Source organism: Streptomyces acidiscabies (genome assembly GCF_020010905.1).
GTDB classification, from domain to species: Bacteria; Actinomycetota; Actinomycetes; order Streptomycetales; family Streptomycetaceae; genus Streptomyces; species Streptomyces acidiscabies.
The window spans coordinates 1,945,104-1,961,454 of sequence record NZ_JAGJBY010000001.1; the positions used below are offsets into that span (position 1 = coordinate 1,945,104).

A 16,351-nucleotide genomic window follows, 5' to 3' on the forward strand; every position below is an offset into this window, starting at 1 on the left:
GCTGTTCGCGTTGGTGCCTTCCGGGTAAGCATCGGTTTCTGCAGGAGGGCACCGCGTGGCAGCGCAACGGGGATGGGCACGACGGCTGGCGGGGTACGCCTGGCGGTATCCGAAGGACACGGTCCTGGCCCTCGGCTCCTCCCTCGGAGGTATGGCGGTCATGGCCGTCGTACCCCTGATCACGAAGGTGATCATCGACGACGTCATCGGTGACCGCTCCCGCTCGATGGCGCCCTGGGCGGGCGCCCTCATCGGGGCAGCTCTCGTGGTGTACGTGATGACGTACATACGCAGGTACTACGGGGGCCGCCTCGCCCTCGACGTCCAGCACGACCTCCGTACCGAGATGTACGGGACGATCACCAGGCTGGACGGCCGCCGCCAGGACGAGCTGTCCACCGGGCAGGTCGTCGGCCGCGCCACCAGCGACCTCCAGCTCATCCAGGGCCTGCTCTTCATGCTGCCGATGACGATCGGCAACATCGCCCTGTTCGTGATCTCCCTCGCCGTCATGGCCTGGCTGTCGGTCCCGCTCACCCTCGTAGCTCTCGCGGTGGGCCCCGCGCTGATCTGGATAGCCAACCTGAGCCGTCACCGGCTCCACCCGGCGACCTGGTACGCGCAGGCGCAGGCCGCCGCCGTCGCCGGAGTCGTCGACGGCGCCGTGAGCGGCGTACGCGTGGTGAAGGGGTTCGGGCAGGAGGACCAGGAGACCGGCAAGCTCCGCGAGGTCGGCCGCCGCCTGTTCGCCGGGCGGCTGCGCACGGTACGCCTCAACTCCCTCTACACGCCCGCCCTCCAGGCCGTCCCCGCGCTCGGCCAGGTCGCGATGCTGGCCCTCGGCGGCTGGCTCGCCGTACGCGGCAGCATCACCCTCGGCACGTTCGTCGCGTTCTCCACCTACCTCGCCCAACTCGTGGGCCCCGTCAGGATGCTGGCGATGGTCCTCACCGTCGGCCAGCAGGCCCGCGCGGGCACCGAACGCGTCCTCGAACTCATCGACACCGAGCCGACGATGCGCGAGGGCACCAAGCAGCTGCCCGCCGACGCCCCGGCCACCGTCGAGTTCGACGACGTCTCCTTCGGCTACGACGACGACCGCCCCGTCCTGTCCGGCCTCAGCTTCGAGATCCACCCCGGCGAAACCCTCGCCGTCGTCGGCTCCTCCGGCTCCGGGAAGTCCACCCTGTCGCTGCTGATGCCCCGGTTCTACGACGTCACCCACGGCGCCGTCCTGGTCGGCGGCCACGACGTCCGCGAGCTGACGTACGACTCCCTGCGTACCGCCATAGGACTAGTACCCGAGGACTCCTTCCTCTTCTCGGAGACCGTCCGCTACAACATCGCCTACGGCCGCCCCGACGCCACCGACGCCGAGATCGAGGCCGCCGCCCGCGCCGCCCAGGCCCACGGCTTCATCACCGGCCTCCCTCTCGGGTACGACACGAAGGTCGGCGAACACGGCCTCACCCTCTCCGGCGGCCAGCGCCAGCGCGTCGCCCTCGCCCGCGCCATCCTCACCGACCCCCGCCTCCTCATCCTCGACGACGCCACATCGGCCGTCGACGCCCGCGTCGAGCACGAGATCCACGAGGCCCTCAAGACGGTCATGAACGGCCGTACGACCCTCCTGATCGCGCACCGCCGCTCGACCCTCAACCTCGCCGACCGCATCGCCGTCCTGGACGCCGGACGCCTCGCCGACATCGGCACCCACGACGAGCTGGAACGCCGATCCCCGCTCTACCGGCGCCTGTTGACCGACCCCGACGGCCTCGGCGGCGTCAGCCCCGGCCACGCCCGGCCCGTCCAGCCCGCCGAGGACACGACCGTACGCGACGAGCTGGACGCCGAGTTCGACGCCGAACACGGCATCACCCCGAGGCTCTGGGCGGGGGAGCGCCCGGCCCGCGACACGGCCCTCTCCGGCACCCCCTCGACCCCCGAACTCCTCGCCCAGGTCGAGGCGTTGCCCCCGGCGACGGACACCCCCGGCATCGACGAGGCGCGCGCGGTCACCCCCGAAGAGTCGTACGGGCTACGGCGGTTGCTGCGCGGATTCCGTACGCCGCTGCTGATCAGCCTCGGACTCGTCGCCGTCGACGCGGGCGTCGGCCTGCTGCTGCCCGTCCTCATCCGGCACGGCATCGACAGCGGCGTCACCGAGGCCGCCCTCGGCGCGGTGTGGGCGGCCTCGCTGCTCGCGCTCCTCGCCGTCCTCGTGCAGTGGGCCGCGCAGATCGGCGAGACCCGGATGACCGGCCGGACCGGCGAACGCGTCCTCTACACCCTGCGGCTGAAGATCTTCGCCCAGCTCCAGCGGCTCGGACTCGACTACTACGAACGGGAGTTGACCGGCCGGATCATGACCCGGATGACCACCGACGTCGACGCGCTGTCGACGTTCCTCCAGACCGGTCTGGTCACCGCGTTCGTCTCCGTCGTCACCTTCTTCGGGATCATGGTCGCCCTCGTCGTCATCGACGTGCAGCTCGCGCTGGTCGTCTTCGCGACGCTTCCCCCGCTGGTACTGGCGACGTACTACTTCCGGCGGGCGAGCGTGCGCGCCTACGAACTGGCCCGCGAGCGGATCTCCACCGTCAACGCCGACCTCCAGGAGGCCGTGGCCGGACTCAGGATCGTCCAGGCCTTCGGCCGCGAACGCGACGGCGGCGTACGGTTCGCGGCGGGCTCCACCGCCTACCGCGAGGCCCGGGTACGCGGCCAGTGGCTCATCTCGGTCTACTTCCCGTTCGTGCAGCTCCTGTCGTCCGTCGCCGCCGCGGCCGTCCTGATCGCGGGCGCGGGCCGGGTGGAGGCGGCGACCCTGACGACCGGCGCGCTCGTCGCCTACCTGCTCTACATCGACCTGTTCTTCGCCCCCGTCCAGCAGCTCTCACAGGTCTTCGACGGCTACCAGCAGGCGTCCGTATCCCTGGGCCGCATACAGGAGTTGCTCCAGGAACCGACGTCCACGAAGTCCGCCGACGAACCCCTCGACGTGCTCTCCCTGCGCGGCGACATCACCTTCGAGGACGTTCACTTCTCCTACACCGACGGCGAAGAGGCCCTGGGCGGCGTCTCGTTGACGATCCCCGCCGGACAGACCGTCGCCTTCGTCGGCGAGACCGGCGCCGGAAAGTCGACCCTGGTGAAGCTCGTCGCCCGGTTCTACGACCCCACCTCGGGGCGGGTCCTGGCCGACGGCACCGACCTGCGCGACCTCGACCTCACGTCGTACCGCCATCACCTCGGAGTAGTACCCCAGGAGGCTTACCTCTTCCAGGGGACGATCCGCGACGCCATCTCGTACGGCCGCCCCGACGCGACCGACGCCGAGGTCGAGGCGGCGGCGCGGGCCGTCGGCGCGCACGAGATGATCGCCACCCTGGAGAACGGCTACCTGCACGAGGTCGCCGAACGCGGACGCAACCTCTCCGCCGGGCAACGGCAGTTGATCGCGCTGGCCCGCGCCGAACTCGTCGACCCGGACGTCCTGCTCCTCGACGAGGCGACGGCCGCCCTCGACCTGGCGACGGAAGCGCAGGTCAACCAGGCCACGCAGCGGCTCGCCGGACGTCGTACCACCCTCGTCGTCGCCCACCGGCTGACGACCGCCGCGCGCGCCGACCGGGTCGTCGTCATGGCCGACGGCCGGGTCGCGGAGGACGGCACCCACGACGAACTGCTCGCGCGGGGCGGCCGGTACGCCCTGCTGTGGCGGACGTTCATCGGGGAGCCCGCGGACGCCGTGTCCTCGTGACGGTCGTGCAACCGTACGACACACGCCGTGCGTCCGTACAACAGTACGGGGGCGGACTACGCGCGCGGGTGGGGGCCATGGGGAAACGCGGGACGGGGAAACGCGGGACGAGACGGCGGCTGGCGCTGGTGACGGCCGGACTGGCGGTGTCCGGGGTGCTCGCCCTGGCGACCCCGGCCGTCGCGGAGGCGACGCCGCCGCCGTCCAACAGGGCGCCGGCTCCCATGAGTTGCGCCGGCCGCGCGGTCCGCACCTTCCCCTTCGCCACCGGCACGGTCGTCGTCTACAAGCGTCCCGGGTACGTCTGCGCCGTCACCCTCGCCAAGCGGCCCGGCGGGCGGCAGGCCATCTCCGTCACCGTCCAGGCGCGCGGCAACGCCCCCGTGAAGCGGGGCTGGTCCCATGCCCGGACCTCCCCGGCCGTCACGGTCCACGCGGGGCACCGGTGCGTGCGCGTGGAGGGCCAAGTGGGGCGCGGGGAGGTCAAGTCGGGGTGGATCCTGTGCTGACGGTCCTTTGACGGGCCGGATGGACCCCCGTCCCTTCCGGCCCGCACCACTGAGATTGCTGGCCAACTTGGCTCCGGGCCAGTGAAACCCGCCCCTCCGGGACATCGTGGGACGTCCCACCCGCTGACCTGCGCGGACAGGTACGGCGACGAGGCGCCGGTGGGACGCGGAACCCCCGTCGAACGCGGCCGAAAGACGACCGGTGCGGCGTCCCGGCCGGAACCCGGAACCCCGCGCGGGGGTGTACTACAGAGTCGATGGTTCCCTGACGCGTGCGGGGTGAGGCATGTCGCGCTGGCAGGAACTGCCGGACTCACTGGACCAGAGGGTCCGGCAACTCGTCGTGCAGCTACGGAGGTTGAAGGACCGCTCCGGGCTGAGCCTGGTCTCGCTCGCCGCCAAGACCGGGTACAGCCGCTCGTCGTGGGAGCGCTACCTCAACGGCAAGGCGCTCCCGCCCCGGCGGGCGGTGGAGGAACTCGCGCGGGTCGCCGGCACGGAACCGACCCGGCTGCTCGTCCTGCACGAGGTGGCGGCGGACGCGTGGCAGGCGGGCGAACAGGCCGTGCCGGACGCCGAGTTGGCCCCGACCGGAGACGACGGGCCCGCAGGCTCTGTCGGAGTCCCCCGCCTCCACGCCCTCGCCGCAGTCGTGATCGCGGCCCTCCTCGGCATCGGCGCGGGACTGCTGATCGCGGTCCCCTGGTACGGGGACAACGACGGCGGCGGCAACGACAAGGTTCAGGCCGTCACCGGCACCCGCCTGAGCCCGAGCCCCTCAACCACCCAGGGCGGACCGGGGCGTTACGTCTTCCAGGTCGGCAAGGCCTACCCCTGCGAGGTCCGTCAGCGCGAGGCGGTCGGCTTCGGCGCCGGGTACAGCACGACCCGTACCGCCGTCCTCGCCGGACCCGGCTGGGACGTCGTCGAGGCCCAATGCCTGCTGCGCCGCCGCAAGTTGGACCCCGGCCCGGTCGACGGCGTCTACGGACAGCAGACCATCGCGGCCGTCGTACGGCTCCAGCAGGGCGCCGGGCTGCCCGCGGACGGCGTCGTCGGGCCCCACACCTGGCAGGTGCTGCGCGGATGACCACCGGTACGGCGCCGGAGTGCGCGGCCCTCGCCGAGGGGCTGCGCGCCGTGCGGGCCCGAACGGGCCTCAGCCTGGCGGGACTTGCCGAGCGGACGCCGTACAGCAAGTCGTCCTGGGAGCGCTATCTCAACGGCAAGAAACCGGCACCCCGGCAGGCCGTCGAGGCGCTCTGCGCACTCGCCGGGGAACCTCCCGCGCGGCTCCTCGCGCTGTGGGAACTTGCGGACGTCGAGTGGAGCGGACGCGGGCGTGCCGGTGTGAGTGCGTCGGTCGAACTGGCCTCCGCACCAACGCCGTTGAGGCGCAGGCCTCGCTATCTGCTCCCCGTCGGCGCCGTGCTCGCCGCCGTCGCGATCGCCGCGCTCTCCGTACGAGGGTCGGGTCCCGAACACACCACGGTGGCCACGCCCGTGCTCGACCCCACCCCCGGCTGCCAGGGCCGGACCTGCGACGGGCAGGACCCCGACGCGATGTCCTGCGGACTGCCCGGGCGCGTCGACTCGCTCGGCCCGCAGCACCGGACGCGCACCGGGGCGAGCGTCGAGACGCGGTACAGCGCGGTGTGCGGGGCGGCGTGGGGGCGGATCTGGCATGCGCGGGTCGGGGACGCGGTGGAGATCTCGGCGCCGGGGGCGGGGGTGCGGCGGGCCGTGGTCAGGAACGTTGCTGACACCGCTGTCTATCGGTTCACCGCGATGATCGGTGAGCCGGATCGGGCGGGGTTGCGGGTGTGCTTCGTGCCGGGGGCGGGGACAGGGGTGGGTGGCCGGGAGTGCTTCGGGGCGTGATGGCAACGGCGTGAGGGGTACGACCTGAGGGGTACGACCTGAGGCGTACGGCGTGTGGGGGTACTTGAGGCGTACGGCGTGAGGGGAGCGGGCGGCAACCGCGCTCCCCACCCCGCCTACTCCCCGCCCGCCTACTCCGCATCCCCCTCCACCCGGCTCGCCAACCGCTCATGCCGCTGCCGGGCCGCCTGCGGAGTCCCCAGCCCCAGCCCGAACGCGATCTCCTGCCACGTCATCTCCCGCCCCCGCGCCATCTCCAGCAACCCGATCTCCAGCTCGTCCAACTCGGCCCGCACCAACGGCAGCAGCGTCAGCGCGGCCGTGATGTCGGCCCGGTCGACGTCCTGTTCGTCCTCCTCCTTCACCGCCGCCCCGCTGAGCAGGAACGACACCAGCCGTACCGCCTCGTGCGGCGCGAGGATCGCGGGGTTGGTCTGCCGCGCGCGCTGCGCGTCGGTGGCCGCGTGCCGCTCGGCTATGCGGAAGAGGGAGGGATAGACGCGCTGGGCGCGGGCCTGTTCGGGGTCGGGAGCGCTGAAGAGATCCGAAGTCATGCCCTCAGCATGAGAGTTGAACGAAGAGGCGTCAACTCATTATGTTGAACGAGTTGTTGTCGTGCGGGTGTACGCGATGATGACGATCACCAGCCACTGACCGGGGGAGCAGCATATGGACGTCATCGCCCAACTCACGGACGAGACACGGCAGAAGGAGGCAAGGGGCACCCTCGTCGCGATGGGCCCGGCAGCCGTGGGCCCGCTGCTGAAGGCCTTGTTGGACGAGAAGTCGCCCCGCAACCTGCTCGGCCGGATCGAGGACGTCCTGGTCGACGGCTTCGGGGAGACGGCGTACGACGAGGTCGCCGAGGCCCTGGCCGCCGCCTCGGACGAGGAGCAACGGCGGCGCACGAGCGTGGTGTTGAGCCGGTTCGGGACACTGGACCGCTACGTCGCCTCGCTCACCCACCCCTCCGCGAACGTCCGCGAGTCCGCCGCGATCGGCATCCAGAACGTCTGCTCGGTCGCGTACGGCCGCCGGCGCGACCCCGCGATCGACATCGCCCCGGTGATCGACGCGCTGATCCCCCTCATGGCCGACCCGGACGGCGAGGTCGCCTGGCGGGCGGCGGTCGTCCTGTCGATGCTGGGCCCCGAGATCCTGGAACCGCTGCGTCACGTACGGCGTTACGGGCCGGGGGAGTTGAGGGCGGACGCGCTGTCGGTGCTCGCGACGGTCGGCGGCGAGGAGGCACTGTCGGACCGCGACCGCGCGGCCGTCGAACGCCTCGTCCGCGTCAAACTCCCGGACGACCGCCCGAAGCTCCTCGACGTCTGCTTCAACGCCTGGATGGCCGTCCCCGGCGGTGACCGCGACGGCATCGCCGAGGTGCTGGGCCTGTGGAACGGCCGCCCGGCGACCTTCGAACTGGGCCACCACGTCGTCTCGCACGACAGCCACGACGTCGCCGAGTACGGCAGGGTGTACGTCACTCCAGAGGTGGACGGATGGACCCTGGTCCTCGGCCCCTGGGGCAACCCCGGCGACCCCGAGCGCGCCGTCGAAGTCCAGCGCCTGGTCGAGGAGTTGAGCGCCCGCTACGGCCGCGCCGAGGCGCACTACGAGAGCGACGAGGGCGGCCCCTCGGGCTGGCTGGCCGCCGCCGACGGGAAGGTCGTACGACGCTACCTCCCCTCCTGGGAGGACGACGATGACGACCCCGACGACTGGCGGGACCCCTCGGTCACGCTCGACCCGGAGTGGGGCGTGAGCCCTCTCGACCTGGACGCCGACACCCCGGTGCGGGGTGAGGGCATGGTCGCCCTCACCCCGCACGCCCGCCACAACGACCCGCCGAGGACAGGGGCTTACGGCATCTGAAGGCCGAAAACTCAGCCACGAGCCTCAGCCGCGCACCGCCCCCGCCGTCAGCCCCGACACGAAGTGCTTCTGCAACAGCACGTACACGACCACCACCGGTACCGAAGCGATCACAACTCCCGCGAACAGCAAGGGATATTGCGTGAGGAACTCGCCCTGGAAGTCCAACAGGGCGAGTGGCAGCGTCCGTTGCTCGTGGGAGCGGATGAACAGCAGGGGATACAGCAGGTCGTTCCAGTCCATCACGAACAGGAAGATCCCGGTCGTCGCGAGCGCGGGCCGGGTCAGGGGCAGCGCGATGGACACGAACGACCGCAGCGGCCCGGCCCCGTCCAACTCGGCGGCCTCGTACAGCTCTTCGGGGATCGTGCGCAGGAACCCGCCGAGGATGAACACGGCCGTCGGCAGCGTCATCGTCGTGTCCACGAGGATCAGCCCGAGCAGACTGTCGGTGAGCCCGAGCCGGTCGAACAGCACGTACTGCGGGACGATCGCCGCCTGCGCGGGCACCGCGAGCCCCGCCACGAGGACACCGAACACGATCCACCCGACCCGCCCCGGGATCCGCGCGCAGAAGAACGCGGCGAGACTCGCGACGGCCAGCGTCAGCGTCACCGCGCCCGCCGTCACGATCACGCTGTTGCCGAACGCGGCCCCGAGCCCGCCCTCGTCGACCGCGCGCCGGTAGTTGTCCAGCGTCGGCGAGGACGGCGGCGCCAGCGGCGAGTCGAAGAGCTGCGGCAGCGTCTTGAACGTGCCGAACACCACGACCAGCAAAGGGAGTACGACGGTCGCCGCGCCCAGCGTCAGGACCAGGGGTCGCAGGGTCTTCGTCATCGCGTCGCCCTCCGGATCGCCCGCCGCTGGACCCAGGTGAGCAGCGCGATGAGCGCCATGAACAACAGGGACTGGGCGGCGGCGTAGCCGAACTGGTTGTTGGAGAAGGTGGTGTAGACCCGCGTGGAGAGCAAGTCCAGTGCCGGGCCAGGGGGGTTGCCGCCGAGCCCGAGGACCAGGTCGAACGCCTTGAAGGACTGCACGGTCGTGTAGGCGACGACGATCCCGGTCGCCGGAGCCACCAACGGCCAGGTGACGTACCGGAATCGAGCCCACCGCCCGGCGCCGTCCAGTTCGGCCGCCTCGTACAACTCCCGTGGGATCGCCTGGAGTCCGGCGATGAACACGACCATCATCTGGCCCACGTGGAACCACACCTGCGTGAGCGCCAGCCAGTACACGGCCGTGTCCGGGTTGCCGAGGTACACCGACTGGAGACTCCCCAACCCCACAGCGCGCAGGCCCGAGTTGAGCAGCCCGCCGTCCGGGTCGTACACGAACCGCCACACGAAGGCGACGGCCACCGAGGACAGGACCGTCGGCAGGAAGAACAGCGCGCGCAGGAACGTGGAGGCGCGCGTCGTGCGGACCAGGTAGAGCGCGAGGAGCAGCGCCAGCGCCGTCTGGGCGAGGACGACCACCACCATCAGCTTCAGGTTGTTCTCGGCCGCGTTCCTGAACACGTCGTCGCCGGTGGCGAGTTGACGGAAGTTGTCCAGCCCGACGCTGTGGTAGGTGGCGCTGTAGCCGTCCCAGTCCGTCAGCGCGTACTGCACCGCCTGCACGGTCGGGTACGCGAAGAAGAACAGGTAGAGCGCCAGCGCGGGCACCGGGAACAGCCAAAGGGCCCGCGCCGTACGGCGGTTACGCGCGCTTCTGGTCGATGACACGCTGGGCCTCCTCGGCCGCCTGCGCCGGCTTCTTGCCCCCGACGACGGCCACGGCCGCGTTCTCTACCGCCGAGCGGATGTCGAGGTCCAGGAACTGGAAGCGCGGCGCGAGCAGCGTCTTACGGGTCAGCCAGGGCGACACGGCCTTCAGGTCGGGGTTGGTGTACGCGACGTCCTTCACGGTGACGTGCTGCCCCGTGCCGTTCGCGTAGACGGCCGCGTTCACCGGGTCGCTGAGGAACTCCAGGAACGCGTACGCCGCCGGCTGCACCTTCGACGCGCTGTTCACCCCGAGGACGAACGTCGCGTTGAACACGCCCTCGTACTTGGCCTGCCCGGTCGTCGTCGTGATCGGCGCGACCAGGTCGAACGGGAACTTCGCCCCCAGCGCCCGCACCCCGGCCATCTGGAAGGAACCCGTCGCGAGCAACCCGGCCTTCCCGGAGGCGAACAGCTGCGTCACCGCGTCGGTCGTCGAACCGGTCGCGCGGGCCTGGAAGTACGGCGTCAACTGGGCATACTGCTCAAGGGTCTTGAGGAACCAGTCGTCGGTCACCTTGTACGCGCCCGACTCGATTTTCGTGAACATGTCGTCGCTCGGCGCGTTGTTCATGACCATCGTGTTGAGCAACTGCCCCGCGTTCGCGGTGTCTCCGCCCGGCCAGGCGATCGGCGTGTACCCCTTCGCCTTGAGGTCGTCGAGGAGCTGGAGGAATCCGTTCCAGTCCTTCGGCGCGCTCGTGTGCCCCGCCTTGTCGAGCGCGTCGGTGTTGGCGAGCGGCATGTTGAACACCAACTGGTAGGGCAGCCCGTACTGTTGGCCCGCCTGCGCGCCCGGCGTGATCAGGCTCGCCTGGTACTTGCCGACCACATCCGTGCCGGTCAGCGGCGCGTACACGCCCGCCTTCACGATCTGCTGGAACTGCGCGCCCCGGAACGCGGTGAACAGGTCGCCCGTCTTCGAGCCCTGGATGCGGCGCAGCGCGGTCGACTGGTAGTCGGCGGACGGGGAGATGTCCTGCTCGACGTTCGCGTCCGGGTACTTCTTCACGAACGCCTTCACCAGCTCGGCTATCACCGCCTTGTCCTCGGCCCGCCAGTGCGCGAACGACACGGTCCCCTTCACCGCGCCCGAAGTGGCCAGAGCGGACGGCGAGTTGCTGCTCGCCGAGGAGGTGCCGCCACCGCCGGGACCGGCGCAGGCGGCGAGGCCGAGGCCCAGACCGGAGGCGGCGAAGAGGCGGAGGGCGGCTCGTCTGTCGAGCGTGGAGGACATGGCGCGGATCTCTCTTCTGGCGGAGTCGGCGAAGTTGGCGGAACCGGTGAAGTGGGTGAAGCCGGGGAAGTCGGGTCAGGCAGCGGCGAGTTGGCGGGCCAGCAGCGGCCGGACGCACTCGCCGAAGCGGATCGCCTCCTCCAGGTGCGGCTGCCCGGAGAGGATGAAGTGCTCGATGCCGAGCGCGGCGAACTCCTCGATGCGCTCGGCGACTTGCTCGTGACTGCCGACCAGCGCGGTGCCCGCGCCGGGCCGGACCAGCCCGAACCCGGCCCAGAGGTTGGGGTGGATCTCCAGCCGGTCCGTACGCCCCCCGGACAGCGCGGCCATCGCCCGCTGACCGGCCGACTCCGAGGTCCTGAACCGCTCGTGCGCGGCCTTGACGGCGGCCGGGTCGAGACTGTCGAGGATCCGGTCGGCCTCCGCCCACGCCTCGGCGGCGGTGTCCCGGCTGATCACGTGCAGCCGGATGCCGTACGACAGCTCACGCCCCTCGGCCTCGGCCAACTCCCGTACGCGGCCGATCTTCTGGGCGACGGCGGCCGGGGGCTCACCCCAAGTCAGGTACGTGTCCGCGTACTTGGCGGCCACCGGGAGCGCCGCCTGCGACGAGCCGCCGAAGAACACCGGGGGCAGCTCGGCCGGAGGCTTGCGCAACTGTCCGCCCGCGACCCGGTAATGGGCGCCCTCGTGGTCGTACGACTCGCCCGACCACGCGGTCCGCAGCAGGTCAAGGAACTCCGCCGTACGGCCGTAGCGCTCGTCGTGGGAGAGGAAGTCGCCGTACGCGCGCTGCTCGTCGGCGTCGGAGCCGGTGACCACGTTGAGCAACAGGCGCCCGCCGGACAGGCGTTGATAGGTCGCCGTCATCTGCGCGGCGAGCGGCGGCGCGATCACGCCCGGGCGGAACGCGACCAGGAACTTCAGCCGGGTGGTCTGCGGGAGCAGCGCGGCCGTGGTGAGCCAGGAGTCCTCGCAGTCGCTGCCCGTCGGGGTCAGCACGGCCTCGAAACCGGCCGACTCGGCGGCGCGCGCCACCTGCGCGAGGTAGTCCAGGGTCGGGGGGCGGGTGGTCGTCCGGGACTGGAGCGAGTCACGCGCGGTCACGCCGACCACGTCACGGTCGTCGCCCGTGGTGGGCAGGAACCAGTGCAGGCGCACGGTCATGGGGACTCCAGGAGGAGGGTGGTCACCAAGGTGGATGCAACGTTGAATCAACGCCCGGCGAACATGGCACGGAGGCGTACGAAGCAGAAGGAAGAGATGAAGAGATGGAAAGGAGAACGCCGAAGGCGGCGCGCGGGGTCAGCTACACAGCGCGGTGGCGACCCGGAGCAGGTCGATGTGCGCGCGCTTCACGAGCTCGACACCGGTGGATTCCATGGGCCGGGACTATACACATCACCGGTGAAAGAGACGACGGCCGACCGGAATGTGGTCCGGCCGGCCGTCGGGGTGGCTCTCAGGTACTACCCGGGTACAACTACGGACGCAGGGCCGGCTCCCTCTCGACGTCCCGCACGTCCAGCTTCGCGTCGAACCTCGCCAGCGGCTTCGCGGCCTCCACGGCGGAGGCGGAGACGCCCGCCCACTCCAGGATGCGCGAGGTGGCGAACGCCTTCTCGTCGGGGACGAGCCCCGCGACGTTCGCCCCGTGGTTCAGCCCCGGCGCGGTCAGCACGTACGAGTCCTTCGCGCCCTTGCCGACCCGGAACCGCTCCGCGCCCCAGGGGTCGTTCTGCCCGTACACGAAGAGCATCCGGCGGGCGTTGTGCCGCACCCAGTTGTCGACGTCGGCCATCGCGTACCGGTCGAAGCGCGGGATGCGGACGCTGTCCGGCACGAAGTTCGACGGCGGCTGGTACCCGTACCGGACGTACTTCCGCTCGATGTGCGGGAAGTGGATGGTCGGCGCGCCGAGCTGCGAGGCCGCCTGGAAGTAGTACGGGGTGTACGGGGTGAGGCCCTGGTCCGTGTAGAAGGAGAACCCGGAGATCGTGTCGACGGAGTTCCAGATCTCGTCGTCCGTCGCGTTCTTCGCGTCCGCCGGGATCGTGTCGCAGTCCCCGAGCAGGCTGTACTGCCAGAAACCCCAGACGTAGTCGAGGACGACCGCCTCGTACGCCTTGTCGAGGCTGCCGACCGTACCGAAGGTGTACCCGTTGTCGGCCGCGTACGCCGCGTACCGCTTCTCCAGCGGCTCCCGGCGCACCAGCGCCTCGCGCTGCACCCCGTTCAGCCGGTCGCGGCACTCCTTGGTGCCGACCGTCGCGAAGAACCGGTCGTACGCCGAATCCTCGTCGTTCACCACGTCGTTGGGCGCCACGTACGCGACGACGCCGTCCATGTCGCGCGGGTAGAAACGCTCGTAGTACGTGGCGGTCATCCCGCCCTTCGAACCGCCCGTCGACAGCCACTTCTTGGAGTAGATCGGCTTCAACGCCTCGAAGATACGGTGCTGGTCGCTGGCGGCCTGCCAGATGGTCAGCTTGGACCAGTCGGCCGGCTCGGCGGGCCGAGACGGCGTGAAGTACCGGTATTCCATGGAGACTTGGTTGCCGTCCACGATCTGCGTGGGCTCGCGGCGGCCCGGCGTCGTGGAGACGCTGTAACCGCCTGTGTAAAAGACGGTCGGCCGGTTCACGTCCTTGTGCAGCACCGTGATGCGCTGCTCGAACGTTCCGGCGGCAGGGCGGCGGTGGTCGACCGGCTGCGTGTAGTTCAGCACGAAGAAGCGGTAACCGGGGTACGGCTTCTCCTGCACCAGGCTCATGCCGGGTATCGCCAGCAGCTGGTCTTTTATGTCGGTGGCCTCCGGTTCGGCGGCGGTCGCCGCCGTCGCCGTACCCAGCGTGCTGATGAGCACCATGAGCGCGAGCAGCCATCTGAGCGCCTTGCGCATGCGCGTGCACCCTTCCTGCATACCTGTGGAGTTGATGTGTGCGCCGGAAGGTATCGGAGCAACGGCCTTGGCGCCAGAGTGCATAGAGCGCACAGCCACCTGAACTCACAGGAGAAACAGGAGAGATGACCTACCTACGGCCGCTGTCCGCGCCTCTGTTCACCCGCTCTCCCGCACCACCAGCCGATGCCCCGCGACCAGCACCGGCGCCCGGTCCACCCCCTCGATCCCCGTCAGCAACGACCGCACCGCCAGCCGCGCCAGCCCCGGCTTGTCCGGGGCGACGGTGGTCAGCGGGGGAGCGGTGTACCGGGCCGCCTCGATGTCGTCGAAACCGATTACTGCCAGTTGCCCGGGAACCCGCACCCCTGCTTCCCGCGCCGCGTGCAACGCCCCCTCGGCGAGCGCGTCCGCGAAACAGAAGACAGCGTCCGGGAGTTGGGACAGCCCGAGCAGAGTGCGCAGCGCGTCGGCACCCGACGCCCGGTCGTACGCGGGTACGGGCGGCGCGAGCGCCTCGTCGTACGGCACGTCGAACGCGCGCAGCGCCTCCAGATACCCCTTCAGCCGGGTCGTCGAGGTCGCCGCGTGCGGCACGGTCTGCCGCCCGATCACGGCGATCCGGCGCCGCCCACGCGCCAGCAACCGGCCCGTCGCCTCCCGCGCAGCCGCCGTGTTGTCGATGGTGACGTGCGGATGCGGCAGGTCGTGCAACCGCTCGCCCAGCAGGACAAGAGGCCTGCTGCGTACGGTGGTTGAGGCCGCCGCGTCGTCCAGCGCGAGCGGACTCAGGATGACACCGTCCACCATCGGGTCGGTCCGGCCGAGGGCGATCTCCAACTCCGCCCCGGGGGCACCGCCGGTCGCCTCGACGAGGAGCGTGCAGCCGTGCGCCGCCGCCTCCCGCAGGACGTGCCCGGCGAGTTCGGCGAAGTACGGCATGGACAGATCGGGCACCGCCAGCAGGAGCACCCCGCTGCGGCCGGTGCGCAGCCGCCGCGCGGCGGTGTTCGGCCGGTACCCCAACTCCTCGACGGCGAGGGCGACTTTGACCCGCGTCGCCTCCGAGAAACGGCCCGTGCCCCGGACCACGTTCGACACGGTCCGCATCGACACCCCGGCCCGCTCGGCCACCTCCCTGAGCCCGATCCCCGCGCGCATCGGCCCACCCTACGGCCTGGAATCACCCCATCCGCCGCGCTGTCACGAGGAGTTCACGCCAGGAGGGGCCGCCATCGGCGCTCTGGAGGGGGGCGCGCCGATGACGGCACGCTGCCGGCCGCGGTACGGCGGAGAGGGTGGGTCGGCGATCACGGCCAGCCGCGAGGGCCGACACCGCACCGTGGTGACTCGTCCGGCAGTTTGAGGTTCGACGTACCCGGGGTACGAACGGTTCCCGGCGGGGACGGTCCACCCCGGACCCTCTGCTCACGTACCCGGTACCCCCCGTACCGCCGGGGTACCTCACCTGGCCGTCACCCTCGGCCAGTGCTCCCGCAGCGTCCGCACCGTCTCCGCGATCGCCGGACGCCGGGCCGCCCCCGTACGCCACAAGGCGTACAACCTGCGTACGGGTACCGGCTCCAGCGGTACCTCCACCACCCCCGGCGGCAGCGGCCCGCGACCCAGGCGCGGGATCAGCGCCACCCCCAGCCCCGCCGCGACCAGCGCCACCAGCGTCGGGTTCTCGTCGGCCTGGTGGACCACGTCGGGCTCGTGCCCCGCCGAGCGCAGGGTACGCAGGAGCCAGTCGTGGCACACCCGCCCCGGCGGCTGGCAGATCCACCGCTCACCCCCCAACTCCTCGCGCGTGACCGCCGTACGACCCGCGAACGGGTGGCTCTCAGGTACGAGGAGGTCGCACAGGTCGTCCCCGATGTGTACCTGCTCGAGTCCCGCCGGGGCGGGCAGCGGGGCGATGTCCCAGTCGTGCGCGACGACGAGGTCGACCGCGCCCTTGGCCGCCAGGTCCACCGACAGATGCGGGTCGACCTCGGTCAGCCGGGCGTCGAGCGCGGGGTGCCGGCGGGCCAGGTCCGCGAGGACGGCCGGCATCAGCCCCCGCGCCGCCGAGGCGAACGCCGCGATCGTCAGCCGCCCGGCGGGCAGCCCCCGGCGCTCTTCGAGACCCGTCTCCGCGCGCTCGACGATCGCCAGCAACTCCTGTGCGGTCTCTGCGAGTTGCCATGCCTCGTCGGTCAACCGCACGCCCCTGCCCTCGCGTTCGAGCAGGACCGTCCTCGTCTCCCGCTCCAGCTTGGCGATCTGCTGCGACACCGCCGACGAGGTGTACCCGAGCGCGGCAGCGGCGGCGCCGACCGTGCCGTGGACGGAGACCGCGTGCAGGGCGCGCAGGCGCTGGAGGTCGAGCATGCCGGGCTCCCCAAAGGTAAGCGTTGCTTCATCCTGTAGTGC

14 protein-coding genes are annotated in these 16,351 nt (G+C 71.0%); 5 read left to right on the top strand and 9 right to left on the bottom strand.

Annotated elements, in window-relative coordinates; genetic code table 11:
- Nucleotides 1–55 precede the first annotated feature (55 nt).
- From J8M50_RS09210 to J8M50_RS09225, 4 genes are all read left to right on the top strand, one after another.
- Entirely contained in the window at nt 56–3,763 is a 3,708-nt protein-coding gene (locus tag J8M50_RS09210) for an ABC transporter ATP-binding protein (RefSeq protein ID WP_010350166.1), read from the top strand.
- A 77-nt stretch (nt 3,764–3,840) separates the two neighbouring features.
- Nucleotides 3,841–4,272 carry a hypothetical protein gene (locus tag J8M50_RS09215; protein WP_040835153.1) on the top strand — a complete coding sequence of 144 codons (432 nt, stop codon included), beginning with the start codon at nt 3,841–3,843 and terminating at the stop codon, nt 4,270–4,272.
- Nucleotides 4,273–4,558: 286 nt separating this feature from the next.
- Entirely contained in the window at nt 4,559–5,362 is an 804-nt protein-coding gene (locus J8M50_RS09220) for a helix-turn-helix domain-containing protein (protein ID WP_010350164.1), read from the top strand.
- A complete protein-coding gene (locus J8M50_RS09225) occupies nt 5,359–6,153 on the top strand; it encodes a helix-turn-helix domain-containing protein (protein WP_010350162.1) in 795 nt (264 codons plus the stop codon). Before J8M50_RS09220 ends, J8M50_RS09225 begins: the two co-directional genes overlap by 4 nt.
- A gap of 131 nt (nt 6,154–6,284) precedes the next feature.
- Here the strand turns inward: J8M50_RS09225 and J8M50_RS09230 are convergent, their stop codons facing one another.
- Nucleotides 6,285–6,707, bottom strand: coding sequence for a hypothetical protein (locus tag J8M50_RS09230; protein WP_010350161.1), 423 nt, complete (start codon nt 6,705–6,707; stop codon nt 6,285–6,287).
- Nucleotides 6,708–6,822: 115 nt separating this feature from the next.
- Here J8M50_RS09230 and J8M50_RS09235 point away from each other — a divergent pair, with 115 nt between their 5' ends.
- Nucleotides 6,823–8,031: a HEAT repeat domain-containing protein gene (locus tag J8M50_RS09235; protein WP_010350160.1), complete on the top strand. Its 1,209-nt coding sequence runs from the start codon at nt 6,823–6,825 to the stop codon at nt 8,029–8,031.
- A 24-nt stretch (nt 8,032–8,055) separates the two neighbouring features.
- Here J8M50_RS09235 and J8M50_RS09240 read toward each other — a convergent pair whose 3' ends face one another.
- The 8 genes from J8M50_RS09240 to J8M50_RS09270 form a co-directional block, all read right to left on the bottom strand.
- Nucleotides 8,056–8,868: a carbohydrate ABC transporter permease gene (locus J8M50_RS09240; protein ID WP_010350159.1), complete on the bottom strand. Its 813-nt coding sequence runs from the start codon at nt 8,866–8,868 to the stop codon at nt 8,056–8,058.
- Nucleotides 8,865–9,758, bottom strand: coding sequence for a carbohydrate ABC transporter permease (locus J8M50_RS09245; RefSeq protein WP_050987102.1), 894 nt, complete (start codon nt 9,756–9,758; stop codon nt 8,865–8,867). Before J8M50_RS09245 ends, J8M50_RS09240 begins: the two co-directional genes overlap by 4 nt.
- Nucleotides 9,733–11,034, bottom strand: a complete 1,302-nt coding sequence (locus tag J8M50_RS09250; RefSeq protein WP_010350157.1) for an ABC transporter substrate-binding protein — start codon at nt 11,032–11,034, stop codon at nt 9,733–9,735. The genes J8M50_RS09245 and J8M50_RS09250 overlap by 26 nt, the downstream gene beginning before the upstream one ends.
- Before the next feature lie 75 nt (nt 11,035–11,109).
- Nucleotides 11,110–12,201 (bottom strand): LLM class flavin-dependent oxidoreductase, encoded by a 1,092-nt coding sequence (locus tag J8M50_RS09255; RefSeq protein WP_010350156.1) that lies wholly within the window; start codon nt 12,199–12,201, stop codon nt 11,110–11,112.
- Between the two features lie 138 nt (nt 12,202–12,339).
- A complete protein-coding gene (locus J8M50_RS50035; protein WP_368431508.1) occupies nt 12,340–12,417 on the bottom strand; it encodes a putative leader peptide in 78 nt (25 codons plus the stop codon).
- Nucleotides 12,418–12,517: 100 nt separating this feature from the next.
- A complete protein-coding gene (locus tag J8M50_RS09260; protein ID WP_010350155.1) occupies nt 12,518–13,936 on the bottom strand; it encodes a S28 family serine protease in 1,419 nt (472 codons plus the stop codon).
- A gap of 159 nt (nt 13,937–14,095) precedes the next feature.
- Complete coding sequence (locus J8M50_RS09265) at nt 14,096–15,097, bottom strand: LacI family DNA-binding transcriptional regulator (RefSeq protein WP_010350154.1); 1,002 nt, start codon at nt 15,095–15,097, stop codon at nt 14,096–14,098.
- Nucleotides 15,098–15,400: 303 nt separating this feature from the next.
- Complete coding sequence (locus J8M50_RS09270; protein WP_010350153.1) at nt 15,401–16,309, bottom strand: LysR family transcriptional regulator; 909 nt, start codon at nt 16,307–16,309, stop codon at nt 15,401–15,403.
- Between the last annotated feature and the right edge of the window lie 42 nt (nt 16,310–16,351).